This window comes from Shewanella aquimarina, assembly GCF_023349185.1.
GTDB classification, from domain to species: domain Bacteria; phylum Pseudomonadota; class Gammaproteobacteria; order Enterobacterales; family Shewanellaceae; genus Shewanella; species Shewanella aquimarina.
Genome location: NZ_JAKIKY010000004.1, coordinates 171,876 through 196,079, shown reverse-complemented (window position 1 = coordinate 196,079; position 24,204 = coordinate 171,876). Strand labels below are relative to the sequence as shown.

The 24,204-nt window shown below is 56.2% G+C and carries 23 protein-coding genes; 10 read left to right on the top strand and 13 right to left on the bottom strand.

The window, feature by feature from the left end; genetic code table 11:
* The first annotated feature begins 137 nt into the window (after nucleotides 1-137).
* Nucleotides 138-2,765 (top strand): ERAP1-like C-terminal domain-containing protein, encoded by a 2,628-nt coding sequence (locus tag L2731_RS06965; protein WP_249252424.1) that lies wholly within the window; start codon nucleotides 138-140, stop codon nucleotides 2,763-2,765.
* 130 nt (nucleotides 2,766-2,895) lie between these two features.
* Nucleotides 2,896-3,108 carry a hypothetical protein gene (locus tag L2731_RS06960; protein ID WP_249252423.1) on the top strand — a complete coding sequence of 71 codons (213 nt, stop codon included), beginning with the start codon at nucleotides 2,896-2,898 and terminating at the stop codon, nucleotides 3,106-3,108.
* 72 nt (nucleotides 3,109-3,180) lie between these two features.
* Here L2731_RS06960 and L2731_RS06955 read toward each other — a convergent pair whose 3' ends face one another.
* Nucleotides 3,181-3,747: a phosphoribosyltransferase gene (locus tag L2731_RS06955; RefSeq protein WP_239849697.1), complete on the bottom strand. Its 567-nt coding sequence runs from the start codon at nucleotides 3,745-3,747 to the stop codon at nucleotides 3,181-3,183.
* Nucleotides 3,748-4,020: 273 nt separating this feature from the next.
* Nucleotides 4,021-5,793, bottom strand: coding sequence for an alkaline phosphatase D family protein (locus L2731_RS06950; protein ID WP_249252422.1), 1,773 nt, complete (start codon nucleotides 5,791-5,793; stop codon nucleotides 4,021-4,023).
* A gap of 359 nt (nucleotides 5,794-6,152) precedes the next feature.
* On the opposite strand from L2731_RS06950, the gene L2731_RS06945 reads away from it, so the two are divergent.
* A complete protein-coding gene (locus L2731_RS06945) occupies nucleotides 6,153-6,572 on the top strand; it encodes a CBS domain-containing protein (protein WP_249252421.1) in 420 nt (139 codons plus the stop codon).
* A 40-nt stretch (nucleotides 6,573-6,612) separates the two neighbouring features.
* Here L2731_RS06945 and L2731_RS06940 read toward each other — a convergent pair whose 3' ends face one another.
* Both L2731_RS06940 and L2731_RS06935 read right to left on the bottom strand, forming a co-directional pair.
* The gene (locus L2731_RS06940; RefSeq protein ID WP_415837067.1) at nucleotides 6,613-7,302 is read right to left on the bottom strand and encodes an LrgB family protein; all 690 of its coding nucleotides are present in this window, start codon (nucleotides 7,300-7,302) and stop codon (nucleotides 6,613-6,615) included.
* A gap of 13 nt (nucleotides 7,303-7,315) precedes the next feature.
* A complete protein-coding gene (locus L2731_RS06935) occupies nucleotides 7,316-7,735 on the bottom strand; it encodes a CidA/LrgA family protein (protein WP_249252419.1) in 420 nt (139 codons plus the stop codon).
* A 100-nt stretch (nucleotides 7,736-7,835) separates the two neighbouring features.
* Here L2731_RS06935 and L2731_RS06930 point away from each other — a divergent pair, with 100 nt between their 5' ends.
* Nucleotides 7,836-8,729, top strand: coding sequence for a LysR substrate-binding domain-containing protein (locus L2731_RS06930; RefSeq protein ID WP_249252418.1), 894 nt, complete (start codon nucleotides 7,836-7,838; stop codon nucleotides 8,727-8,729).
* A gap of 4 nt (nucleotides 8,730-8,733) precedes the next feature.
* On the opposite strand, the gene L2731_RS06925 is transcribed toward L2731_RS06930, so the two are convergent.
* Both L2731_RS06925 and L2731_RS06920 read right to left on the bottom strand, forming a co-directional pair.
* The gene (locus L2731_RS06925) at nucleotides 8,734-9,381 is read right to left on the bottom strand and encodes a peptidylprolyl isomerase (RefSeq protein WP_249252415.1); all 648 of its coding nucleotides are present in this window, start codon (nucleotides 9,379-9,381) and stop codon (nucleotides 8,734-8,736) included.
* A 110-nt stretch (nucleotides 9,382-9,491) separates the two neighbouring features.
* Nucleotides 9,492-10,415 (bottom strand): DUF808 domain-containing protein, encoded by a 924-nt coding sequence (locus tag L2731_RS06920; RefSeq protein WP_249252413.1) that lies wholly within the window; start codon nucleotides 10,413-10,415, stop codon nucleotides 9,492-9,494.
* 565 nt (nucleotides 10,416-10,980) lie between these two features.
* On the opposite strand from L2731_RS06920, the gene rpiA reads away from it, so the two are divergent.
* The gene (gene rpiA, locus L2731_RS06915) at nucleotides 10,981-11,640 is read left to right on the top strand and encodes a ribose-5-phosphate isomerase RpiA (RefSeq protein ID WP_041510159.1); all 660 of its coding nucleotides are present in this window, start codon (nucleotides 10,981-10,983) and stop codon (nucleotides 11,638-11,640) included.
* Between the two features lie 102 nt (nucleotides 11,641-11,742).
* On the opposite strand, the gene L2731_RS06910 is transcribed toward rpiA, so the two are convergent.
* Nucleotides 11,743-12,384, bottom strand: coding sequence for an NAD(P)-dependent oxidoreductase (locus L2731_RS06910; protein ID WP_249252411.1), 642 nt, complete (start codon nucleotides 12,382-12,384; stop codon nucleotides 11,743-11,745).
* Nucleotides 12,385-12,515: 131 nt separating this feature from the next.
* On the opposite strand from L2731_RS06910, the gene L2731_RS06905 reads away from it, so the two are divergent.
* The 4 genes from L2731_RS06905 to L2731_RS06890 all read left to right on the top strand — a co-directional run bounded on the left by L2731_RS06905 (nucleotide 12,516) and on the right by L2731_RS06890 (nucleotide 15,893).
* Complete coding sequence (locus L2731_RS06905; RefSeq protein WP_249252408.1) at nucleotides 12,516-13,415, top strand: LysR family transcriptional regulator; 900 nt, start codon at nucleotides 12,516-12,518, stop codon at nucleotides 13,413-13,415.
* Nucleotides 13,416-13,671: 256 nt separating this feature from the next.
* Nucleotides 13,672-14,265 (top strand): LysE family translocator, encoded by a 594-nt coding sequence (locus L2731_RS06900; protein ID WP_249252406.1) that lies wholly within the window; start codon nucleotides 13,672-13,674, stop codon nucleotides 14,263-14,265.
* Between the two features lie 62 nt (nucleotides 14,266-14,327).
* Complete coding sequence (locus tag L2731_RS06895; RefSeq protein WP_239849686.1) at nucleotides 14,328-14,621, top strand: helix-hairpin-helix domain-containing protein; 294 nt, start codon at nucleotides 14,328-14,330, stop codon at nucleotides 14,619-14,621.
* 84 nt (nucleotides 14,622-14,705) lie between these two features.
* Nucleotides 14,706-15,893 carry an AAA family ATPase gene (locus L2731_RS06890; protein ID WP_249252404.1) on the top strand — a complete coding sequence of 396 codons (1,188 nt, stop codon included), beginning with the start codon at nucleotides 14,706-14,708 and terminating at the stop codon, nucleotides 15,891-15,893.
* 49 nt (nucleotides 15,894-15,942) lie between these two features.
* Here L2731_RS06890 and L2731_RS06885 read toward each other — a convergent pair whose 3' ends face one another.
* From L2731_RS06885 to nagB, 5 genes are all read right to left on the bottom strand, one after another.
* Nucleotides 15,943-16,317, bottom strand: a complete 375-nt coding sequence (locus L2731_RS06885; protein ID WP_249252402.1) for a PH domain-containing protein — start codon at nucleotides 16,315-16,317, stop codon at nucleotides 15,943-15,945.
* A 40-nt stretch (nucleotides 16,318-16,357) separates the two neighbouring features.
* Nucleotides 16,358-18,271, bottom strand: a complete 1,914-nt coding sequence (locus tag L2731_RS06880; RefSeq protein WP_249252401.1) for a peptidase U32 family protein — start codon at nucleotides 18,269-18,271, stop codon at nucleotides 16,358-16,360.
* Between the two features lie 167 nt (nucleotides 18,272-18,438).
* Complete coding sequence (locus tag L2731_RS06875) at nucleotides 18,439-18,756, bottom strand: cupin domain-containing protein (protein WP_249252400.1); 318 nt, start codon at nucleotides 18,754-18,756, stop codon at nucleotides 18,439-18,441.
* Between the two features lie 17 nt (nucleotides 18,757-18,773).
* A complete protein-coding gene (locus L2731_RS06870; RefSeq protein ID WP_249252399.1) occupies nucleotides 18,774-19,310 on the bottom strand; it encodes an SRPBCC family protein in 537 nt (178 codons plus the stop codon).
* A gap of 278 nt (nucleotides 19,311-19,588) precedes the next feature.
* The gene (gene nagB, locus L2731_RS06865; protein ID WP_249252398.1) at nucleotides 19,589-20,395 is read right to left on the bottom strand and encodes a glucosamine-6-phosphate deaminase; all 807 of its coding nucleotides are present in this window, start codon (nucleotides 20,393-20,395) and stop codon (nucleotides 19,589-19,591) included.
* Between the two features lie 300 nt (nucleotides 20,396-20,695).
* Here nagB and L2731_RS06860 point away from each other — a divergent pair, with 300 nt between their 5' ends.
* Nucleotides 20,696-21,244 carry a pseudouridine synthase gene (locus L2731_RS06860; RefSeq protein WP_249252498.1) on the top strand — a complete coding sequence of 183 codons (549 nt, stop codon included), beginning with the start codon at nucleotides 20,696-20,698 and terminating at the stop codon, nucleotides 21,242-21,244.
* Between the two features lie 69 nt (nucleotides 21,245-21,313).
* Here L2731_RS06860 and L2731_RS06855 read toward each other — a convergent pair whose 3' ends face one another.
* Nucleotides 21,314-23,794 (bottom strand): sensor domain-containing protein, encoded by a 2,481-nt coding sequence (locus L2731_RS06855; protein WP_249252397.1) that lies wholly within the window; start codon nucleotides 23,792-23,794, stop codon nucleotides 21,314-21,316.
* Nucleotides 23,795-24,204 lie beyond the last annotated feature (410 nt).

The window sequence follows — 24,204 nt, the reverse complement described above, 5'->3', positions numbered from 1 at the left end:
AATTCTACTGCCAAGGGGCAGAGTCGGGTAGAATGTGGCGGCCTTTGGCACTCATGTATGGCGCGGGGTTTTGCCCGCCCATTGAATGCTAGCCGAACCGATAAGCCCTCGAGCCAATAATATAAGAAGGACCCGTTTTGAGACTGTTTTCCCTGTGCGCTAGCCTCCTCCTCTGCCTCCTTATCGGCGCATGCCAAAGCACCTCCCCCGGCAGTCAACAGACAGACGAGAAATCCCTCGGCATCAGCGCCAGCGTCGCCAAACAGCGTGCCAGCCGAGTTAGTCAGGTCAGCTACCAGCTACACCTAGATCTGACCCAGGCGCGACGCTTTAAGGGCGAGGCGCTGATCCAGTTTGAGCTCGCCGACAGCGAACAAGCCTTGAGCCTAGATCTGGAGCAGGCGCTTATCAGCCAACTGCTCATCAATGGTCAGAAGCTCTATCCCAACTATGATGGTCACAGGCTAGTGATCCCGGCCAGCCTGTTACAGGGCGGCAGTAACCAGATAAAGGTGGACTTTAGCAGTCCCTACAGCCATGAAGATCAGGGCCTTATCGAGTTTGTCGACCCTAAGGATGGTCGTCGCTATCTCTACAGCCATTTCCTGCCCTCCAGCGCCCAGACCCTGGCACCACAGTTTGATCAGCCAGATCTCAGGGCCAGCTATCGGCTGAGCGTGTTGGCACCCAGCGACTGGCAGGTCGCCAGCGCGGCCAAGGTGCAGAGCCATCAGGCATTAGATGAGAGCCGTCAGACTGTGGGCGAGAACCATCAGCCAGCAGGCGAAAACAGTCTTTGGCAGTTTATGCAGAGCGAGCCGGTCAGTCCCCATAACTTCTCCCTGCTCGCCGGGCCTTATCAGACCTGGCAGAGTGAGGCCGAGGGCATAGCGCTGCTGCTGTTCGCCCGTCAGTCCCAGGCAGAATCAATCGATGCCGAGACCTGGCTGTCACAAACCCAGCAGGCCCTTAGCTATTATCAGCAGCGCCTGGGCAGCCAATATCCCTTCGGTCACTACACCCAGGCGATAGTGCCTCACTTGCCGAGTGAGTTTCGCGCCAGTCAGGCGCAGACCAGCTTCAGTGAGGAGAGTCTGCCTAGAGTCACGCCTCGGAGGGCTATCCTGCGGGCATTGGCCGAGCAGTGGCTTGGCAATCTGGTCACCCTCAAGTGGTGGGATCAGCTCTGGCTCAATCAGAGCCTGGCCTATCTGGTTGCAGATGATGCCGAGGCGCAGCTGTTTGGCCAGGCCCATACAGGCAGCCAGGCTAGCTTTATTCGCAGCCCTGAACAGGTGCAGCAGCAGATCGCCAACAGCCTGGAGCTGTTTTCACAAGATCCCCTACCGAGTCAAAATAAGGCGATCGCCCAGCTCAATCAGCTCAAGTTCATGCTGGGCGACGCCAGTTTCTACCAGGGTATAGGCCAGTATCTCGAGCGCTTTGCGCTGCAAAATGCCGATCTTAACGACTTTATTTCGAGCCTAGAGCAGGTTACCAAGCAGCCTCTGAGCCAGTGGAGTCAGACGGCCTTTAAACGAGCGGGCATCATCCGCCTGGAGGCAGAGTTCAGCTGCCGCGGCGATCGCATCTCACGTTTTAACCTCATACAGCATAACGGCGATGCCGAGAGCATGCAGAGGGTCAAGGTGGGCCTGTTTACCTTGGGCCGTCATGGCCTGCACAAGAACCTGGTGAGCGAGGTCAATTACCAGGGGGAGCGCACCGAGGTGAAGCGCCTCAAGGGGGTGCGCTGCCCGGATCTCGTGTATACCAACTACCAGAACAAGGCCTATGTCAGGGTCAAGCTGGACAAGGCCTCTCTCGAGACCGCCCTCTTGCACCTTGGCAGCCTGGAAGAGGCAGAACTGAGGCGCATGCTGTGGCAATCCCTGTGGGAGTCTGTGCTGGCGGGCGAACTGCCTCTGCCCCGCTTTATTGGCAGCGCCCTGGTGAACCTGCCAGCTGAAACCGATCCCCAGGTGCTGCTCAGCGTGCAAGACCAGCTTAGAGAGGCCAAGGCCCTGCTGGAGCAGATGAGTCCCAATCAGCGGCGCTATAGCCGACAGGCGCTCAACGCCATCGCCCAGATGAGCCTGCGCCTGACCATCACCAATAAGGCCGAACCCGAACTGCAATCTCTGTGGTTCGACAACTACCAGCACTTCGCCGTCAGCCATCAGGCAAAGCGTCATCTGGCGGCGCTGCTCGAGGAGAGAGAATCGCTACCCGGCATCACCCTCACGCCCGAGCGTCGCTGGCAGATAGTGACCCACCTCAATCGCTATGATTACCCGGGCAGCGAACGACTCCTGCTCAAGGAAAAGCAGCATGACGGTTCGCCCGAGGGCGAGCAGGCAGCGCTCGGCGCCTTGGTGGCCCGCCCCAGCGCCAAGGAGAAACGCCAGTGGTTTGAGCGTATTCAGGCCCACACCAAGGAGAGCGACCCTCAGCTACTGGAGAAGTTGACTCAGGTGATGCGCCACCTCTACCCCAGCGAGCAGAAGGCCCTGAGTCAGGCCAGCGCCGAGCAGCGCCTGACGGAGCTGGCAAGCCTGGATAGACGCAACAGCCAGCGCTTTATGCAGAGCTACACCGCCAATCTGCTCCCCAGAAGCTGCAATTACGCCAGCCTGCTCAGGCTGCAGGCACTGCTCGATAAACCAGAGGGCTTTAGCCCCACGACGCTGAGAGGCATCAACCAGACGATTGCCGCCGAGCAGGAGTGTATTCGCGTGCAAGAAGCGATGCAGCAGCGGCCCTAGCCCACTGCGCAGCCTGATAGACTCAACTAAACAACTTGCTTGAAATGGACTAAGGGGCTGGTGACAAGCCAGTTTTGGGTTATAGTGGGATAATAAGTACAAGGACGCCTAACATCGACAGGAGCACGACATGGGCATTTTTCAAATCGCCGCCATCGCCATCATAGGCGCCTTCGCCTTAGCAGCCTTTAAGGAACACAACCGGCGAAAAGCCAGCGTGGACAATAGTGAAATTGATGCGCTTAAGGCCGAGATAGACAAGCTGAAATCCCGCATCGCCACGTTGGAGAAGATAGTCACTGACAAGGCCTACCAGTTGGGTGACGAGATAGACAAGCTCTAGCCAGGCTAGAGCAAGACTTAGCACCAATAAAAATGCCACCCTAGGGTGGCATTTTTTGTTGGGCTCAGAATATTACACGAAAAGCTCTTTGATGTTCTTCAGATCGCCCTTACCGTTGGCAATCTCCTCTGGCGACAGGCCAGACACCTCGTGCGGGAACACCAACCAGTCTTCAGATTCATGGATGAAGTAATCCGGCTTCAAAGATACCGCGGTATTCTTTGGCTTGTAGTATGGGCAGGCGATGCGCACGTCTCTTGGCATGTTGAGACGCATTAGCTCAGCCAGCTTCTCTTTCAGGGCGTGGATGCTGCGGCCAGAATCGAACACATCGTCGACGATCAACAGGCCATCATCGGCGTTGGCGTTCTCGACGATATAGTGCAAACCATGCACCTTGATCTGCTTGCTCTGCTTGTCTGTGCCTATGCCATAGTAAGAAGAGGTACGTACGGCTATATGATCTGTCTCGACCTGCTTAAAATCGAAATATTCTTGGACCGCGATCCCTATCGGGGCACCACCACGCCATATGCCGACAATAAACTGTGGTCTAAAACCGCTCTCATAAACTTGCGCCGCAAGGCGAAAAGAATCTTCCAGCAATTCCTGTGCGGTAATAAAGTGTTTCTCAGACATCAGGCCGTCCCCATCTTGTTCTAATTTGGTCTTTGAGAGGGAGGAAGGTAATCCATCGATTAGGCTTCGCCCCAAATCCAGCGTAGCACAAGGGGCGCGTATTGAACTTCAACACGACGACAATCGGCGCTGCGGGATTTGGAGCTGAATTTTATACTAAAAAAGCCCCCCATGCAGAACTAAATAACGAAACTTGGACGGGGGATGCACTTTTTAAGACAAAAAAGCCGCCTCTAAGGCGGCTTCAGTTACTTTGAGTCAATTTGCCTCGACTTATGCCGCGCTGATCTTGGCCTCACCCGCCTTGGTCATCGCCGCGTAGTGCTTGTCAGTTGCCTCGCTAAACTCACTATCGAGAATAGTATCGACGAAGTGCCAGTCGCTGCGTACCGACTCAGGAGTGAAGGTCAGCACCATGAAACCACGATCCCTCAAGTTGGTGTACTTGAGGCCATCGACCAGGTCGACGACACCGGCCTCGGTCACGCTCTGCTGATCGGCAGGAATACCAAGGTAATACTCGAGTCCTGGAGAGGATACCGAGCTGGTCGCGTACTCGACGCCAACGATATCGCCATGGCTGTCCTTAAGCTCGTTAGCCCAGGCGTTATGGGTATCACCGGCAATCACCACCAGGTTAGCGCCCGTCGATTTCGCCGTCGCCAGGATCACCTCTCGCTCGTAGGCGTAACCATCCCAGGCATCTAAATTGTAAGGAATAGCAGGCAATTGCAGCAGCGCCATCACCTCGGGTGTCAGCTTGTGCTGGTTACCGATAAGGTAGCTGTATTCCTGCGCCGTCAGAGTCGGGTCATTGGCCGCCGCTCGGGCCGCCAGCTGCGCCAAGGCACCTAGCTCGGCATACTCGTAGACAGAGAGCTTCTGCATGGCGATCGCCGCTGGCAGCATCATGGTGCCCATCAACACCTGCTGTCCCAGCACCTGCCACTTACCCGTGGCACTCAGCAGACTGGCCTGCAGCCACTGTAGCTGATCGGCGCCCAGTAGGGTGCGGTCGCTGCTGGTGACATCTGCCATGAAGCGAGCACTGTCCATGGCGCCAGTGGCGGCATCGACATAGTCGGCATAGTCCAGCTGCTTGTCACGGGCCAGCACCCGGGTGTCTAGCATATGCAGGTCGACCAGATCGCCGAAGCTAAATGAGCGATAGATCTCCTCGTGGTTACCCTCGCGCCATGGGCGGATAGGCAGCCACTCGAAGTAGGCTTGTAACGCAGCCGTCTTACGGGCCTCGAAGTCACCCTCACCCTCGTTGTGGTTTTCGGCGCCGCCTGACCAAGTGTCGTTCGCCACCTCATGGTCATCCCATACGGTAATAAAAGGTACCTTGGCATGTAGGCCCTGCAGTGAGCCATCGCTGCGGTATTGACCGTAGCGGGTGCGGTAATCAGACAGGGTAAAGAGCTCACCCGCAGGCATGACTTCACGGCCCAACTCGGCCGCATTTTCGCTGGCATAACCGCCGCGACCATACTCATAGATGTAGTCGCCAAGGTGCACCACTGCGTCCAGAGCGTCCTGCTCGCTTGCAAGCTGATACACATTGAAATGACCGGCCGGGTAGTTAGCGCAAGACATCACCGCCAGCTTAACCTGCTCAACCGCGCCCTGCGGCAGCGTCTTGGTCATGCCAGCATTTGATACCTGCTCGCCCGACATGAAGCGATAATAGTAGGCCGTGCCCGCGTCCAGGCCGATGGCATCCACCTTGACGGTATAGTCGCGATCGGCGTTAGTGGTAGTCTCACCGTTGGAGATCATCTGGGTGAAATTAGCATCGGTTGCGATCTCCCAGCCGACCTTGACGTCACCGTCGGTGTCAGGAGTGACTCGGGTCCAGAGGATCACAGCGCTGTGGGTCGGGTCACCACTGGCGATACCGTGTAAAAATTGAACCTTAGGGGCGGTTTCTTGCTTATCGTCGTCACTGTTCGAGCAGCCCATCAGGCCATAGGAGACAACGGCGGCACCAACACCCTTGGCCGACATGGCCAGAAAATCCCTGCGAGAATACTTGGTTTTCATTATTATTCCTTTATTTGAGCCGGTTATCCCTTGTGCCCTCGTTTCACAACATGTGAAGCTGAAAACGCCTACTGCGAAAGATAACTGACCTTGTTATTGTTATTCCTGGTAAGAGGTCTAATGACTCTAATTATCAATTAACAATATTGCAAAATTATTATGATCACGGCAACCGCTAGTTTCGACTGAGGGAGATAGCCAAGGCAGCAGAACATCTCGAAAGGGGCGGGGTTAATGCCATGCAGCAGCATTTTTCGCCGTGCGGATATCTGCACCCTCACGCCGATGGCGTGCATTTTTTAATCGCGTCGTAAATAACTGTTATGATAAATGCATCCCCATAGTTGAAGGAGTCGACCATGAGAGTCAGCGATATCATGTCCAAAGACACTGTGTGCATCAGCGATCAGGCCACCACCAAGGACGCCCACCTCCTGATGAGCAGCCGCGGCGTGCGTCACCTGCCCGTCATCAGCGAAGCCGACGGCACCCTGGTGGGCATTCTCACCCACAAGAAGATGATCAGCACCGTCATGGGCATGCTGACCCATTACGGCAACGAAGGGCTGGATCGTCAGGAGCGGCGCACCTCGGTGGCCGAGATCATGGATAGGGAATTTCAGAGGGTCACGCTGGACGAGCCTCTTGCGGTCGTGGTGGATTACTTCATCGACAACAAGCTGGGCTGCCTGCCGGTAGTCGACGAGGCCCACAAGGTGATCGGCATCCTGACCTCGTCGGACTTCGTTAAACTCTGCGCCTCACTGCTAAAACAATGAGGCATCAGAATAGATAGCCGCTCTAGCCGATACAGCCAGGCTAGACCAGCAGATAGGCGAACAGCGGCGCACCGACCACCATGGCGATACCGGTAAAGATCATGGTGAGGCTGGCCACTACGCCCTCTTCCCGACCATATTCGGCGGCCTTGGCCGCCCCCACCCCATGGGCACTGGCCCCAAGGGCGGCGCCTTTGGCCAGCGGGCTGGAGATCTTCGCCAGCCTGAACACCGGGCCACACAAGAGCATACCCAGCACCCCCGTCATCAACACCAGTACGGCGGTGAGATCCGGCACGCCGCCAAATTCGCGGGTCGCCTCCAAAGCAAAGGGGGTCGAAACCGACCGCACCAGCAGGCTGTGAGACAACTCGGGCGGCAGATAGATCACCCGGGTCAGCAGCCAGGAGGAGACCAGGCCCGCCAGCAGGCCGGTGAGCACACCCAGACTCAGGGTCAGCGGGTAGCGACGGATCAGATGACGCTCACGATAGATGGGCAAGGCGAACGCTATGGTCGCCGGTGCCAGCAACAAACTGAGGTAGTGGTTGTACTCGAAATAAGTAGGCAGCGGAATGGCAAACCCCACCACCAAGGCCAACAAGAAGCCCGGCGTCAGCACCATGGGCGATAGCCACCAGTGACCGAAGCGGCGATAGAGACGCTTACTCAGGCCATAGCTGACCAGGGTCGCCAGCAAGCAGCCAAGACCAAGCAGCGACAGGTGCATAGAAGCCAACATATCAGACGCCCACCGCTTTGGCCGCGCCGGCCTGTCTGAGGCGGCGCTCATACTTGAACACCCTGTCTATCACGAAGCCGGTGATCAGCAAGACACTGACACTCCCCAGCACTAAGGTGCAGAGCAGGCTGACACCATACTGCTCCAGCAGCGGCGCATAATGCATGGAGGCGACAACCGGCGGAATGAAGAAGAGCAGCAGCTCGCCGAGCAGCCAGGCGGCGCCGCGGGCCACGAAACGTTCGGGCAACCAGTTGAGCGCCAACAGGGCCAGAAGCGCCGCCAGGCCAATCACCCCGCTCGGCAGGGGTAAGGCCAGGCGAGTCACCAACCATTGGGCGGCCAGGGCCAGTAGAGACAATAACCCCACCTGCAACAACAGCTGCAGCAGATTTCGAAGTGGGGGGAGAAAAGTTGCCATGAAAAACTCTGTGTAACGAGATGATATGGCGATCTTACGCTTGCCATTTAAATAAAAAAAATGAATATTATTTATAAAATAAATCACCAAAAGCTATTTAATGGATCTTAAGGCACTACACTACTTCGTCGAGATCGTCGCCTCGGGAGGCTTTAACCGCGCCGCCGAGCGGATCCATATTAGCCAGCCCGCCCTGTCAAAGTCTATCGCCCTGCTGGAGAGCGAGCTGGCATTGCCCCTGCTCACCCGCGGCAAACGCGGCACTAAGGTGCAGCTCACCCCCCATGGCGAGGTGGTCTACCGCCACGCCATTAGGCTACTGGAAGACAAGCAGGCGATGATGGAGGAGCTGGCACAGCTCAAGGGCCTCAATCGCGGCATACTAAAACTGGGGCTGGCGCCGCTGGGCAGCGCCGAACTGTTCGCCCCCATCATCGCTAAGTATCGCCAGGCCTACCCTGAGATAGAGACCCAGCTGCTGGTTCGCGGCGGTGTCGAACAGACCCAAGCCCTGCAACAGGGTGAAATTGAACTCGCCACCGGCATCATAGATCTCAAGGATCGCTATGAGGGGATTGCCATTCATACCGAGCCTATGGTGGTGGTACTTCCCAGCGAGCATCCGCTGGCGAGGCACGCAGAGATCCCCCTAGGCGAGCTCGATGGCCAGGCGCAGATCCTGTTTGAATCGGAATTTTCACTCCATGAGATGGTGATCAAGGCCTGTCAGCAGGCCGGTGTGAGCATCAAGAATCCCACCCAGGTGAACCAGCCCGAGTTTGGCGTCGCCCTGGTCGCCGCCGGGATCGGCCTGATGCTGCTGCCTAAATTTATTGCCGAGCGCTACCGGCCCAAGGGCGTGGTCATCCGCCCCCTCACCCAGACCGCACTCAGCTGGCAGATGAGCCTGTTTTGGCGCAAAGATCTCAGCCTCTCCTTCGCGGCTCAGGCGATGATAGACCTGGTCAAACGCCATCAGGCGAGCGGCGAATAGCCTATTAGTCTTCCACGATGGGACACTCGCTGGGGGCGATACGCTCGATAACGACCTCCTCCAGCGGGACATCGCTGTACTCCCCCACCCGGGTGGTGGCCACTATGCCTATCTGATCCACCACCTCCATGCCGAAGAGCACCTTGCCGAACACGGCGTAGCCTGGGCTGCTGGCGCTGTAATCCAGCTGAGGGTTGTCTAGGATGTTGATGAAAAACTGCGAGGTGGCCGAATCACTCTGACGCCCACGCGCCATGGCCAGTGTTCCCCTGAGATTGCTAAAGCCCACCCGGGCCTCGTTAGATATGGGCGCACCTCCCGGCTTAGCTACCATACCCGAGGTGAAACCGCCCCCCTGAATGATAAAGTTGTGGATCACCCTGTGGATCAAGGTGCCGTCGTAAAAGCCATCGTCGACATAGCCGATGAAGTTGGCGGCCGATTGCGGCGTATGAAGGCTATCTATCCCCAGCCCAACCTCCCCCAGACTCGTGGTCATGGTGAAGCAGGCATCTATGCTCATATCGGGCACTGGGCCGGTCACCGGCGGATTGACTATCACCCCGTTGCTGCCTGCCTCACTGCCGCAGCCACCCAAGCCCAGGAGCAACAGAGCCCCCAGGACTAACTTGCCTCTTAATTGCTTTTTCATCACAGTCCCCAAAGCGTGTCACGAGAGGGATGTTACGAGTCCGTAAATTAGAAAACAATATAAGATACAAGTTGTTACTGATACATTATGCTACATCTAACGGCCAAATATCAGTTGCGAAGCCGCCCAATCAGCGACATCACAACAAGGGCCACCGCGCCCACCAGAACACCAAACAGGGCGTTGAGCAGACTCGGGGTCATCCAGGCTAAAACCGGCCCCACCAGGCTAAGCTCTGCCACCCAATGGGCCGCCTGCTCAAAATAGTCTGCGATCAGGTGAATGCCATGGGTGAGGATGCCGCCCCCCACCATGAACATGGCGATGGTGCCCACCACGGTCAGGCCGCGCATCAGGTAGGGCGCGGCGTTCACCAGGGCGCCGCCTAACTTACGACCCAGACGGCGCAGCAGGCCATCCCCCTGGCGCTGGCTCAGGTAGAGCCCCGCATCATCCAGCTTCACGATGCCCGCCACCAGGCCGTAGACACCTACTGTCATCAGCACGGCGATGATCGCCAGAGTCACCACTTGGGTCATGAAACTACTCTCGGCCACCACCCCAAGGGTAATGGCGATGATCTCCGCCGACAGCACGAAATCGGTGCGGATCGCGCCGGCCACCTTCTGCTTCTCGAAGGCCTTGAGATCCTCCGCCGCCTTAGCCATCTCGCTCTGAGTCATGGCAGGCTCATGCTTGTGGGTCAGGGAGTGATATACCTTCTCGAAGCCCTCATAGCAGAGAAACAGGCCGCCGAACATCAGCAGCGGTGTCACCGCCCAGGGGATGAAGGCGCTAATCAAGAGCGCCGCCGGCACTAAGATCAGCTTGTTTCGCAGCGAGCCCTTGGCCACCGCCCACACCACGGGCAGCTCACGATCGGCGTTGACGCCTGATACCTGTTGAGCGTTTAACGCCAGGTCATCCCCCAGCACCCCGGCTGTCTTGCGCGCCGCGACCTTACTCATCAGGGCCACATCATCCAAAATGGCTGCAATATCATCCAACAAGCTCAATAGACTCGCGCCTGCCATGCTCTCTCCTTTTCTCTACTCAATATCCTTTACCCGCTACCCGACTTGGGCACGAGGCCTCTAACCAATTAATCGCAAGAGGGCTAATGTTGACAGCTAACGTACTCTGAACCCGGGTATTTTTCCAGTCAGTCCCATGCAAATCCCCCACCACAGGCCTAAGTTGAGAGATTTCACACAAATTTCCCCTAGGGCCTGTTTATCTTTCGCGTTCATTTTTGCAGCATTCTGTATCGCTTTTATACAAGGCAGAGCGATTGTAATGTGGTGTGCTACATCAATGAGCGATAACGCAGTAGAAAAATGATACAGACGCTGCCCGCAGGGTTCGTCTTGAGCACGTTCAACTCTTTGTTACTCGGCTTTTATATAGAATAACTATACTTCAAGCCTCATACCGCGATTTGAACGTGCTCAATTAGAACAAAAATTGTTCTCAAAAGGTCAACAGGCCCTAGATAAATTCTTCGCTAAAGTAACAAACTGCGTCATTTGACATACTCCCGAGGAGAACTAAAGGTATAATGACGACAAAATACTTCGTTTATCCTTATAGGAACTCCTTATGACTCAAGATGAAATGAAAAAAGCCGCCGGATGGGCTGCGCTCGAGTATGTTGAGAAAGACAGTATTGTCGGCGTAGGTACCGGCTCGACCGTTAACCACTTCATCGATGCCCTGGCCACCATGAAGGCCGACATCGAAGGTGCAGTGTCTAGCTCTGAAGCCTCTACCGAGAAGATGAAGGCGCTGGGGATCCCGGTTTTTGACCTTAACTCTGTCGATCAACTCTCTGTCTATGTCGATGGTGCCGATGAGATCAACGGCCACATGGACATGATCAAGGGTGGCGGCGCCGCATTGACCCGCGAGAAGATTGTCGCCGCCGTGGCCGACAAGTTCGTCTGTATCGTGGATAACACCAAGGAAGTTGAGGTATTGGGCGAGTTCCCGCTGCCGGTCGAAGTGATCCCTATGGCGCGCTCTTACGTGGCACGCGAGCTGGTGAAACTAGGTGGCGATCCTGTCTACCGTGAAGGCGTTGTCACAGATAACGGCAACGTGATCCTCGATGTCTACAACATGAAGATCGTTAATCCAAAAGAGCTGGAAGAGCAGATCAACCAGATCGTCGGCGTGGTCACCAACGGCCTGTTCGCCAACCGCGGCGCAGACGTGCTGCTGGTCGGCACCCCTGAAGGCGTCAAGACGGTTAAGCCATAGGCCAGACTAAACCTTATAAAACAGCCTTAAAATAAGGCCTCATAAAAAAGCCACTCATAGAGTGGCTTTTTCTGTATCAGGGCCAGATCCCCTTGTCGCTTCTTAGTAGGCGACGCTGATCCGCTGACGGCCATAGTCATCTGAAGCGATGAGATCTAACATCGCCTTAGCGTAATCCGTTACCGAGATGCGGCTGCGTCCCACGTCATCGGTGAAAAACTGATCCCCGCCAATGCGGTAAGCAGCTTCGCTATCACCTGGATAGATCTCGGCGGCCGGGCTGACAAAGGTCCAGTTAACGGCCGAGTCGCTCTCTCTAAACACCTTAAGCGCTTCACCCTGCGCCAAAGCCTCATCCTTATACTCTGGCGGAAAGTCCGGCGATTGCACTAAGGTCACACCGGGAGCCACCTCAAGGCTACCTGCACCGCCGACCCACAACAGACGCTTCACCTGCGTCTTAGGCAGCACCTCGAGTAGCGCCTTGGCGCTCGATGGCATCAGCTGATGCTGACCCGAGGCGCGTCCGCCCACGGCGGCGATCACCAGATCGATCCCCTCAAACACCTGAGGGTCTATGGCCAGCTCAAGATCTAAGGGCCGCGCCGTAACCTGATCTGCTAACTCACCGGTTAATTTAGCCGGGTCTCTCACCAGGGCGGTGACCGGCAATTGGCGGCTTAAGGCTTCCTGCATCAAGGTACTGCCTATCCAACCCGTGGCGCCAATGATCGCTATATTCATCTTCTGTTCCTCACTATCTGACTAAATTGGCATCAGTTTACTTAGCCCGCTTATCGTGATAAACAGCTTAGGTAGAGCATCATTGTTTCACTCTGTGTTACTAATCTGGATTGCAAAATAAGGTTACTAATTTGGATAAGATCAGGGCTATCCGCAGCTTCGTCGAGGTCGCCAGCTGCGGCAGCTTCACCCAGGCCGCCGAGCAACTGAACCTGAGCCGACTACAGGTCTCCCGCCATATTCAAGAGGTGGAATGCTGGCTGGGGCTGCGCCTGCTGCATCGCACCACACGTAGCGTCAGCCTGAGCGTGCAGGGCGAAGAGGCGTTTCTCTATTGTCAGAAGATCCTCGATGAGGTCGCCGCCCTGCAAAACCGCGCCCAGCGCCACCGACAAGAATTGGTCGGCAGCATACGCATCGCCAGCCCCATCGGCCTGGGTCAGGCGCTACTGTTCGATGCGGTAGACGACTTCACCCAGGCACACCCAGAGGTCAAGGTACAGCTGGTGCTGTCGGATGAGATGGTGCAGCTGGTCGACGAGCGGGTGGATATCGCCCTGCGTTATACCCAGCAGCCCGACGAGAGCCTGATCGCCCGCCGCCTGATGCAGATTGACTCTGTGCTGTGCGCCTCGCCGGACTATCTCGCCGGGCATGAGCCCATCACTGAGCTCGGCGAGCTCGCCGTGCACAACTGCCTGATCCATGTCAGCCAAAACAGCTGGCGATTTGTAAAAGACAATCAAAACATTGAGCAACCGATTAGCGGCAACCTACAGGCTAACGACATGGGCGTGCTCCTCAAGGCCGCGCTACGGGGTAAGGGCATCATCCACCTGCCCTGCGACCTCGCCAATGCACACCTGAGCTCGGGGGAGCTGGTCGAGCTGCTGCCCGACTATCATCTGCCGAGCAAGCAGCTATGGGCCGTCTATCTGTCGCGAAGCTATCAGCAACATCTCATTCGTCACTTCATCGACTTTCTCGCCGAGCGCTGGCAGCAAGACATAGTCAAACACCAGCCCGAATAGCGCTGTCGAAGTAGAGTGAGAAACAGCGAAACCAAGCAAGGGCTGTCATTAACAACAGTAAGTGCAACAGAAAGTGCAACAGTAAGCGCTGCTATATGAGAGTCTGTAAGGAAAGCTGTGCAGGTGTAGCGATAAACTTGCAGCCAGGTCGCCTCGACAGTTTAGGTGATGACTTTACACGCCTGCCATTCAGGATATGATGCTGAGTCCGGGTAAATGGGTTACCCAATGAAATATGCGTCACAAGGAGCCTGGCATGTTGGAATCACTACTTTCGTTAATCGCAGCAACTGGATTACTCCTGGGCTCGCCAGGGCCCGCGCCACTGGCGCTTGCCGCCACAGGGGCCACCTTTGGCATCAGACGCGGCGCCCCCTTTCTTGCGGGCATACTCCTGGGACTCTCGGTCGCCATTGTTGGCGCCAGCATTGGACTCGCCGCCCTGTTTAGCCGCTTTCCCGAGCTAAGGCTCACCTGCCAACTACTGGGCGCCGCCTATATCGCCTTTATCGCCTATAAGATCGCCAGCGCCCCCTGCACCCAGTTGGATGCGGCCCAGCGTGCGCCGAGTTTTAGGGATGGCTTTATCCTCAACCTGCTCAACCCCAAGGCCTATGCGGCCTTTCTGGCCATCTTCTCCCAGTTCTTGCTGCCACTCGAGAACACCAGCCTGGGCTATCTGGCCACAGGTATCTGCGCCCTGCTTGTCGCCACCCTGGTAGACAGCCTCTGGCTAGCCTTCGGAGGCCTGCTGCGACCGCTGTTTTCCCGCCCGCGCGCGGCAAGAGCGCTGCGAATTTTCTTCGCCATCGCCATGCTGATCGCCGTCGGCTACGCCCTGTGGGCATAAAAACCACCAGCAGACCGCCAGTAATAGACCCTACACTTTAACCATATCAATAGGAGCAGCTCATGAACAAAGCCGGGCGAGATTGCATCACCACATTTACCATGATCCCCAATGTGGGCAAGGCCACCGCTGAGGACTTTCAAAAGCTTGGGCTAACGCAGCCGAGCGATCTTATTGGGCAAGATCCTTACCAGATGCACGCCAGGCTCGAAGCCATCACGGGCGAACGTCACGACCCCTGCGTCATCGATGTCTTTATCGCCGCGGTGCGTTTCATGGAAGGGGAGGAGGCGCAGCCCTGGTGGCACTACACGCCCGAGCGTAAGGTGCATCTGGCCAAGCAAAATCAGGGCTAAGCTCATTTTCCTCCTGGCCTTTTATGGCATCGAGAGATTAAAGATGCCACTATTGATCCAAGCTCATCTCAATCCGAATAAGCCATGCTCACCACCTTAGCCATCAGTAACTACCGTTCATTACGCGACATACGTCTGCCTCTTGGCCAGCTCAATCTGGTGACAGGCGCCAACGGCAGTGGTAAATCCAATCTCTATAAGGCGCTACGCCTGCTGGCACAAACGGCACAAGGCGGCGTAGTCAATGCCCTGGCTCAGGAGGGCGGATTAGACTCCTGCTTCTGGGCGGGACCGGAAAACCTTACCAAAGGAATGTTAAGCGGCGAGACAGAAATCACGCCTACGGTTCGCCAACAGACTAAGCGGTTAAAACTGGGCTTTGCCGGCGACGAGTTTAGCTACCTGATTGAGCTTGGTCTGCCTAAGCCCGACAGCACCACCCTCTTTGGGCTAGATCCTCAGATAAAACGTGAGGCGATCTGGGTCGGCAACAAGTATCGACCCGCCGCCGTACTGGTGGAGCGACGTGGCCCCATGGTGAAGGGGCGTGCCCAGCAAGGGGGGCAAGATGGCTGGCAGAGCCTGAATCAGCATATGCAGCACGGCGACAGCATCTTCACCGAGCTGTCGGATCCCACCCGCACGCCCGAGGTGTTAAGACTCAGAGACAGCATCCGCGCCTGGCGCTTCTACGATCATTTTCGCAGCGACAGCGAGGCGCCCGCGCGTCAGCCGGAGCTGGGTACCCGCACCCCAGTGTTGCACCATGATGGCCGGGATCTGGCCTCGGCGATTCAGACCATCTTCGAGATAGGCGATAAGGAAAGCTTCGACGAGGCGGTGAGTGATGCCTTTCCCGGCGCCCATGTCACCATAGACTACCAGGCAGGTGGCCTGTTAAGCGTCAACTTTCATCAGCAGGGGCTGCTCAGACCCCTCAATGCCAAAGAACTCTCCGATGGCACCTTAAGGTATCTGCTGTTGATCGCGGCCTTGCTGACACCCAGGCCGCCGGAGCTGATGGTATTGAACGAGCCAGAAACCAGCCTGCATCCGGATCTGCTACCGGCACTGGCCAGGCTTATCGCCAAGGCATCTGAGGTGTGTCAGCTATGGGTGGTCTCCCACGCCAATCGCCTAATTAACGCCCTGAACGAATTTGAATCCTGCCAGCTCATCGAACTAGATAAACAATTGGGGCAGACCAAGGTATTGGGGCAAGATCTGCTCTCGACCCCAAGCTGGAACTGGCAACAAAAAGCCCAGGGCTAGGCCTGGGCTTGTAAGGGTCGATAAGGCGACTAAATCGAGGAGTCATCGCCTAGAGCGAGAAGTTAGCGATCGTCTTCTGGATACCCACCACGTCTGTGCCCTTCTTCAGCTCCTTCACCAGGGGATCTTTCTGGCCCGAGATCCACAGCTTTAACTCGGCGTCCATGTCGAAGGTCCCGGCGGTTTCCACCTCGAAATGGGTGATCGCCTTATAGGGCACAGAGTGATAACTCACCTTCTTGCCGGTCACGCCCTGCTTGTCGATGAGGATAAGGCGCTTGTTAGTAAACACAAACATATCACGCACCACTCGGTAAGCCAGCGCTAACTGCTCGTTGTCGCCCATGATGGGTCCCAGCTCCTGGGCTAACTCATCCAGGTTCACTTCGGCAGCATTGCCCATCAGCGCATCTAACAGTCCCATATTTGATCTCCTTGAAAGTGAACTTAATTTGTTCCCTAGCCTATACCTGACGGTTAGCGCCGACAACCATCATTTCGCATTTAGGACAGTCGAAGACCAGCTTAAGCACATCTTTACCTATCTCAATCTGCAGCGGCTCCGCCTTTATACCGGGTACCTCTTTCGGGCAGAGGTTGAAGTTAAAGCGCAGGCAGTGCTTAGTCACCATCAGCGGCGCATCCTCGGTCACGCCGTTCTTCTCATAGGTGTCTTCTATCTCGATCACCCCATGACGTGTGTAGAAGTCTTTCGCCTTCTCGTTGGCCACGTTGCCCATGAAGCTAAGATGCTTGAAGGGATAGACGGCGTCTTGGTTGTATTTCCATGCCTGAGGGCGCTCGTAGCCCTCAACGCGCGCCAGCTCCAGGGCGGCAACCGTGTCACGGCGCAGGCCGTTAAGCTGGGAAGCCGGCATAAACCAGGGACTGGCGGTCTCGATATTGATCTCGCGGGCCTCGAAGTCCGTGCTGCCCAGCTTTCTTAGCTGCTTGTTCAGGTTCTTCAGCGCCTTCTCGACGTCTGTGGCCGGGCTCTTGTCGAGTTCCAGCTCGCGGGTGGCGCTCAGGCCATATTGGTCGGTCATGGTCAGGGCGACCCCCTCCGGGGTATCGCTCAGCGTCATGTCCACCTTGATGATCCGCTTAGACGACTCCTTGGCCAGCACGGTTTCGAACGCCTGATCATGGTTACGGTATAGGGTAGCGCCCACCTTAAGATCGCCCGGCACGGCGATCACATACAGCTTGTTGCCGTCGGCGCGGTTGACCCTGAGCCCCTGTAGCTTATCGTCAGACTGCTTGGCCTTCTCATAGTTAGGCGGGAAGTAACACAGGCCGTCACCATTGTTGAAGCTGTGGCTCGATTCTACCTGAATAAAGTCTTTGCCCAGGGCCGCCACCTTGCCCACCTCTTCGCCGATGTATTTTGGCGAACGGAAGTCGCTGACCCCCTGGCTACGCTCGTTAACGAAGTAGTCGGTGCGGCCACGGTTAAAGGTCTTCTCTGTGTTAGGCGTAAAGCTGTGCTCGCAGCGGCCATGGCTCGAGGCGACAAACTCGGGGCGGCGCGCGATGATCTTATCTAGCTCCTGACGATAGTGAGCGGTCACGTTCTTTACATAGCTGAGATCTTTAAGACGCCCCTCAATCTTGAATGAGCGAATGCCCGCGTCGATCAGCGCCTCTAAGTTATCCGTCTGGTTGTTGTCTTTGAGAGACAAGAGGTGTTCGTTCTGCGCCAGCACCTCGCCCTGACGAGTCTTGAGATCCCCCGGCAAACGGCACATCTGCGAACACTCGCCGCGGTTGGCACTGCGATTGCTAAAGGCATGACTCAGGTTACACAGGCCACTGTAGGCGACACACAGGGCGCCGTGGATGAAGAACTCCAGCTGCATATTAGTCTTAGCTGCCACGTCGCGGATCTGACTCAGGCCAAGCTCTCGGGCAAGCACCACCTGTGAGAAGCCTACCTGCTCTAAGAAGGCGACCTTCTCTGGGTTACGGTTATCCATCTGGGTACTGGCGTGCAGGGCGATAGGCGGAATATCCAGCTGCAGCACGCCCATGTCCTGCACGATCAGCGCGTCGGCCCCGGCCTCATATACCTGCCAGATCAGCTTCTGCGCCGCGTCCAGCTCATCGTCCATCAAGATGGTGTTGATGGCGACAAACACCTGGGCGTGATAGCGGTGGGCAAACTCACACAGACGCGCGATATCCTCGACGCTGTTGCCGGCAGTCGCCCTGGCACCGAAGGCTGGGCCACCGATATAGACGGCGTCGGCACCATGCTTGATGGCCTCGATACCATAGTCGGCATTCTTGGCGGGGGCCAGGAGCTCGAGGCGGTTTGAGCGGGTGGTTACCGGCGCACTGGCGGCGCTATCGGGGATAAAAATCTCAGGCTTGTCCATGAGGAGTCTCGAATCAGATCACAGATAGATAAAAATTAGGGGCGCGATTATAACAGACCTGGCTCACAAAACACTTCGATATCGCGCGTTTTTTCACCAAGCCAGCCATTCATCAGGCTCAGATACCACTCGAGCCTCGGCTTTAACTAATGCCGGTCGCCATATACTCAATAATGCACCGCCAGCCAGAGGGTCTCCTCCTGCTCGCTGGTCCAACTGACCCTGTGGCGACAGTGGGCAGGAATATTAAGGTGATCGCCCACCTTAAGGTGCACCACCTCGGCGCCCTCGAACACTAGGGTCGCCTCCCCTTGGAGCACCATGACCCACTCGTTTCTGTCCTGATCGTACCATTGCCCCTCTGGCGTGCGGTGGGCCTTAGAGACGATACGCTCGATCAACACGCCGCCAGTTTCCACCAAGGGTTCGAACGCCTCTAGGGTTAGATCCTCCGGCAAAGACGTAAAGAAGTTGTGCTTTTCCATCGCCATCTCTCTCAGGTTCACTTGCTCTCGAGTAGGGTCTTGAGGTTACTCAGCCCCTGGCTGAGATCCCGCTCGACCATGGCATCCACCTGCATCAGCGGCAGCAGTATGTTCATTGGATAAGCCATGTGGCCGCTAAAGCCCCAATGCACCTCGGTCTGATTTGGCCCCAGGGCATCTGTGGTGATATAGGCGGGCGAGACCGCCTCGAAGGGTGCCTTAAATCTCAGCTCATATTCGATACGCTTGCCGGGAAAGATCGCCATGATCTCCTGCTCGCCCGAACCCACATCGGGATTATCGCTGCGCCAGCCGGAGACGAACCCCACAGTACCATCCTCGCCGCGATAGTATTGCTCCATGGCCGGATCCATCTTGGCCCACACGCTGAACTGATCCTGATTTTTGAGCCTTCTCAGGAAGTCGAACACCTGCTCATTGGGTCTATCTATGACGACCTGGGTATCCACACGATAATCTTCTTCGATAAAGAGGGCGGCAATAAAGGGGGACGAGGCTAGCAGCAACACGAGTATCAAGAGTTTCTTTAGCATGACGAGTTCCTTAGGACTGGCACAAGCTGCCCCAAAGATCTGCTCAGGGCTTGCGCTACTTGTCATAACATAGTCAAGATTGCGGCGACAGGAAAGCCATCGCGCGATTAAAATGAAACAAGAGTGGATAATTAACAAGGCGTTGCGACGCCAGCTCTCCCCACATAAACAAAAAAGCGCATCACAGATGGTGACGCGCTTTACACCGACGTACAACACTCGACGATAAACAGCAGAGTGAGACTAACTTAAGTAAGGCTGGCCTGAGTGAACAGAGCTTAGCGATTGACCTTCAGTGCGGCCAGTCTTGCCTGCAGCTGCTGGTTTTCCACCTCGATATGACGATAGAACGCCTTGTCGGCCAACTTAGATGCCGCCGCCTCATCGATCACCAACACGGCGTCGCGATGCAGCTGTAGCGCAGATGCGGGACAGGACGCACTTAGGGCGCCCTCTACCGCGGCGCGAATCGCCTCGGCCTTGCTCTCGCCGGTTGCCAGCAGCAGTACCTTTCTAGCATCTAGGATAGTGCCTATCCCCATGGTGATCGACAGGTGGGGTTGATATTCCCCCTCGCCGAAGAAGCGGGCGTTATCTTCAATGGTCGCCTTGGTCAACGTCTTCACCCGGGTGCGTGACATCAAACCCGATGAGGGCTCGTTGAAGCCGATATGCCCGTTGCGCCCTATGCCGAGCAGCTGAATGTCGATACCGCCAGCGGCCTGGATCTGCGCCTCATAGGCTTCACAGGCGGCGATGGGATCCTCGGCATCTCCAGGCGGCACATGGGTGTTGGCCTTATCGATATCTATGGCATCAAACAGCTGGCTATTCATGAAGTAGCGATAACTCTGGGGATGACTAGCCGCTAAACCCAGGTACTCATCTAAATTAAAGCTGGTCACGGCCTTGAAAGAGACAGTCCCGGCCTGGTTGGCGACAATTAGGCGCTGATAGAGGGATACAGGGGTCGATCCCGTCGCCAGTCCCAGGACCGAGTCCGGCTTACGCTTAAGCTGATTGATGATGAGATTGGCGCCATATTCGGCCACCTCGTCGCTGTCTCTTAGAATAACAATTTGCATGATTTGATTCGTCTCGGCCCTGGTAATTAACGCGCTCTCTCGACGCCTGTCAGCATCACAGCTGAGCGGCGACAAGAGAAATTAACATTACTATAACCACAAATGACAGCGTTGTCATTATTAATCTGATGGTAAAATCAACACGCCATTCGTGGTAAGCTAGCCCTGCCCTTCATCACAGAGAAACCTATGTCAGTGACGCTCAATCAGACATCCAATCAGACGCACATGCAGGCAGCACCTGGGTCATCAGAACATACAAGCACAGAGGCGCAAGATACCACTCAGCCTCAGCATTTCATGATCTACAAACCCTATGGCTACCTGAGCCAGTTTGTCGCCGAGCGGCGCAAACGTAAGCCCCTGCTGGGCGAGCTGGCCGACTTTCCAAGCGGTATCATGGCGATCGGTCGGCTGGATCATGATTCAGAGGGGCTACTGCTGCTGACCACAAACGGCAAGACCAGCCATGCGGTGCGCAGCAAGTCGGTCGAGAAGGAATACTATCTGCAGCTCGATGGCGAGATCACCGATCAGGCTATCGCCAGTCTCTGCGAGGGAGTTGAGATAGGAATCAAGGGGGAAAAATACCTTACCCTGCCCTGCCGGGCACAGAGGCTGGCGCAGGCACCTAACTTGCCAGGCAGAGGGCGCAAGATCAGGGATGCTCGTCACGGCCCCACCAGCTGGCTGGCGATCACCATCACAGAGGGTAAGAATCGTCAGCTACGCAAGATGACCGCCGCCGTAGGCTTTGCCACCCTCAGGTTAGTCAGGGTGCGCATCGGCGATATTCACTTGGGAACGTTACAGCCGGGCGAGGTTCGCCCGCTTAAGACGCTCGGCTAGCATTAAACGCTAACTCAAACGCTAACTTAATAGCTAGCTCAAGCGCCGAAGCGAGCACTCATTCTGCGTCTAGCCGAGAAACTCATCCAGCTCATCGACCACCCTGGGCTTACTGTAGAGATAGCCCTGGGCCTGGTCACATCCCGCCGCTTCCAGGAAGGCCGCCTGCTGAGGCGTCTCGACCCCTTCGGCTATGATGCAGAGGTTCAGCGCATGACCGAGAGCGATCACCGCCTTAGCAATCGCCGTGTTGTTGCCGTCTCTTGGGATATCGCGAATGAAAGACTGATCTATCTTCAACTTATGTATGGGCAGGCGTTTCAGATAGTTTAGCGACGAATAGCCGGTACCGAAGTCATCCACCGACAGCTCGACGCCGAGCTCGCCCAGCTGTTTTAGCACCTCGATCACCGCCAGTGGGTCGGACATCATGCAGCTCTCGGTCACCTCGAGCTCCAGATACTCGGGCGGCAAGCCCGTCTCGTCGAGCACCTGTTTGACCTGAGTGAAAAACTGCTTCTGTTGCAACTGAGGCCCAGCCACATTCACAGATATCCGCCCGAAGGTTTTCCCTTCGGCCAGCCAGGATGCCCCCTGGGCGGCTGCCTGCTTCAGCACCCAGAGGCCTATCTCGTTGATCAGGCCGATATTTTCCGCCACAGGGATGAACACCGCAGGCGAGATCAGCCCAAGTTGCGGGTCTTCCCAACGCAGCAACGCCTCGAAGCCGACACATTGGCCAGTGCCCAATGCCAGCTTGGGCTGATACACCAGATAGAAGGCATCCTTGCTGATGGCATCGTGCAGGGCGCTCTGCAACTTGAGGTGCTCTACCGACGCCAGAGTCAATGACTGGGTATAGAAGGCATAGTTGTTGCGGCCATTGGCCTTAGCCCTGTGCATGGCGGTATCGGCGTTGCGCAGCAGGGTGTCGCCACTATCACCGTCGCCGGGATAGATGGCCACGCCCATGCTGGCGGTCAGGCGCACACTGCCTTCATCATCCAGCAGAAAAGGCGCATCGAAGGCCTCGCGCAGTCGGCTCACCATGAGGGAGACGCTGTCGTCACTCTCCACATGGGGCAGTACGGCAATAAACTCGTCACTACCTAGCCTGGCCAAGGTGGCTTCCTCGCCCAGCTTCTGCTCCAGGCGCCTGGACACCTCCATTAGGATGGCATCGCCGGTCACATGGCCATAGCTATCGTTAATATGTTTAAACAGATCCACGTCGATGAAGATCAGTGCCAGTTGCGTCTCTTCACGGGCGGCGTGGCGCAGTTCCTGTTCCAGGTTGGCCGACAGCATCAGGCGGTTGGGCAGCTTGGTCAGTGGGTCGTGATACACCAGCCTTGCCATCTCCTTCTCGCTCTGCTTCTGCGCCGAGATATCGGCGAACACGGCGACGAAATAGCGCACCTGGTGGTCGTCGCCATACATGGAGCTGATGGTCAGCTGCTCGGGATAGATGGCGCCACTCTTGCGCCGGTTCCAGATCTCGCCATGCCACTTGCCATTGGTTAGCAAGGATTGCCACAGGCGTTCGAAAAAGGCCTTGTCGTGGCGGCCGGAATTCAAGATGCGTGGGTTCTCTCCCAGCACCTCTTCACGGCTGTAGCCGGTGATCTCGGTAAAGGCACCATGAACCTCGACGATATTGCCGTTGGCATCTGTGATCACCACGCCTTCCACCGAGTTCTCGAAGATATTCGCGGCCAGTTCCAGCTGTTCCTGGGCCGCCTTATGGGAGGTGATGTTACGGGAGATGCCGATCACCCCCTCGAGGGTGCCGTCGGGCGAGACGACAGGGACCTTAGTGGTCTCAAGCCAGGAGTTAGACTGGTCGACATCTTTAGCCTCGCACTCGGCGGCCGTCACCTGCACGCCGCGCACGATAGACTCATAATCTCCCTGCACAAACTCTTCGGCCACCTCGGGGGAAAAGATCTCATCGTCGGTGCGATTAAGCAGCTCCTGCCGACTTCTTCCCCAAGCCACCTCGACACTGTGATTGATCAGCACATAGCGCCCCGCAACATCCTTCATCCATACATGCTCAGGCAGGCTATCGATAAAGAGCTGTAGGTCCACATTAGCAGTCTCTGACGGGGCAAGTTGCAGCAACTGCTGGCGATGGTCCTGGTATAGGTTAACCAGCCCATATTGCATTGACTGGCAGGTCAGTTTGACTAAGACGTCTAGCTGCTTGTCATGATGAGGCTGTTCGTTGGGCACCAGACACAGGGTGCCGAAGAGGGCCTGAGACGGCCAGAAGAGCGGATGCAGTATGATACCGCCGACATCGACAGGTTCACGGGGATGATGGGGATGTTCGATATAGTCGCGAAACAGGGTGAGTCCCTGAGCGCAGAGCTGATTCACACTCTGGCGATGTGTCTCGGTGTCGTCGCACAGGCTGAGCATAGGTGTCAGGCCATCGGTCGCGGTTAAGGCCAGCAAAAAAAGACTGCCGTCAAATGCCAGGGCTAGGGTCTCTAGCGCTTCCTGCCAATCTTGCAATGCATCATCTGGAATCTTGATATCTATCACTATCCTTCTCCGAGAGTGACCGTGAACAAGGGCCTGTTTATCTTTCGCGTTCATTTTTGCAGTATTCTGTATCGCTTTTATACAAGGCAGAGCGATTGTAATCTAGTGTGCTACATCAATGAGCGATAACGCAGTAGAAAAATGATACAGACGCTGCCCGCAGGGTTCGTCTTGAGCACGTTCAACTCTTTGTTACTCGGCTTTTATATAGAATAACTATACTTCAAGCCTCATGCCGCGATTTGAACGTGCTCAATTAGAACAAAAATTGTTCTCAAAAGGTCAACAGGCCCTAGCACTCTCCCATCTTCCCTTCGCTATTTGCAAGCATATCGCCTATTCATGCTAATAGACACCCACAAACGCTAGAAAATTAACCCTAAATTAACAAAAGTATACGAGCCGCGACA

Bases quoted from the DNA above. Each gene is read 5' to 3' on its own strand.
- L2731_RS06925 (WP_249252415.1), bottom strand. From the start codon at position 9,381: ATGAAAAAGCAATTAAGAGGCAAGTTAGTCCTGGGGGCTCTGTTGCTC.
- L2731_RS06935 (WP_249252419.1), bottom strand. From the start codon at position 7,735: ATGGCAACTTTTCTCCCCCCACTTCGAAATCTGCTGCAGCTGTTGTTG.
- L2731_RS06940 (WP_415837067.1), bottom strand. From the start codon at position 7,302: ATGCACCTGTCGCTGCTTGGTCTTGGCTGCTTGCTGGCGACCCTGGTC.
- L2731_RS06870 (WP_249252399.1), bottom strand. From the start codon at position 19,310: ATGCTAAAGAAACTCTTGATACTCGTGTTGCTGCTAGCCTCGTCCCCC.
- rpiA (WP_041510159.1), top strand. From the start codon at position 10,981: ATGACTCAAGATGAAATGAAAAAAGCCGCCGGATGGGCTGCGCTCGAG.
- L2731_RS06960 (WP_249252423.1), top strand. From the start codon at position 2,896: ATGGGCATTTTTCAAATCGCCGCCATCGCCATCATAGGCGCCTTCGCC.
- L2731_RS06895 (WP_239849686.1), top strand. From the start codon at position 14,328: ATGAACAAAGCCGGGCGAGATTGCATCACCACATTTACCATGATCCCC.
- L2731_RS06930 (WP_249252418.1), top strand. From the start codon at position 7,836: ATGGATCTTAAGGCACTACACTACTTCGTCGAGATCGTCGCCTCGGGA.
- L2731_RS06880 (WP_249252401.1), bottom strand. From the start codon at position 18,271: ATGGACAAGCCTGAGATTTTTATCCCCGATAGCGCCGCCAGTGCGCCG.
- L2731_RS06950 (WP_249252422.1), bottom strand. From the start codon at position 5,793: ATGAAAACCAAGTATTCTCGCAGGGATTTTCTGGCCATGTCGGCCAAG.
- L2731_RS06885 (WP_249252402.1), bottom strand. From the start codon at position 16,317: ATGGGACTGTTAGATGCGCTGATGGGCAATGCTGCCGAAGTGAACCTG.
- L2731_RS06920 (WP_249252413.1), bottom strand. From the start codon at position 10,415: ATGGCAGGCGCGAGTCTATTGAGCTTGTTGGATGATATTGCAGCCATT.
- L2731_RS06955 (WP_239849697.1), bottom strand. From the start codon at position 3,747: ATGTCTGAGAAACACTTTATTACCGCACAGGAATTGCTGGAAGATTCT.
- L2731_RS06900 (WP_249252406.1), top strand. From the start codon at position 13,672: ATGTTGGAATCACTACTTTCGTTAATCGCAGCAACTGGATTACTCCTG.
- L2731_RS06875 (WP_249252400.1), bottom strand. From the start codon at position 18,756: ATGGAAAAGCACAACTTCTTTACGTCTTTGCCGGAGGATCTAACCCTA.
- L2731_RS06890 (WP_249252404.1), top strand. From the start codon at position 14,706: ATGCTCACCACCTTAGCCATCAGTAACTACCGTTCATTACGCGACATA.
- nagB (WP_249252398.1), bottom strand. From the start codon at position 20,395: ATGCAAATTGTTATTCTAAGAGACAGCGACGAGGTGGCCGAATATGGC.
- L2731_RS06945 (WP_249252421.1), top strand. From the start codon at position 6,153: ATGAGAGTCAGCGATATCATGTCCAAAGACACTGTGTGCATCAGCGAT.
- L2731_RS06860 (WP_249252498.1), top strand. From the start codon at position 20,696: ATGATCTACAAACCCTATGGCTACCTGAGCCAGTTTGTCGCCGAGCGG.
- L2731_RS06910 (WP_249252411.1), bottom strand. From the start codon at position 12,384: ATGAATATAGCGATCATTGGCGCCACGGGTTGGATAGGCAGTACCTTG.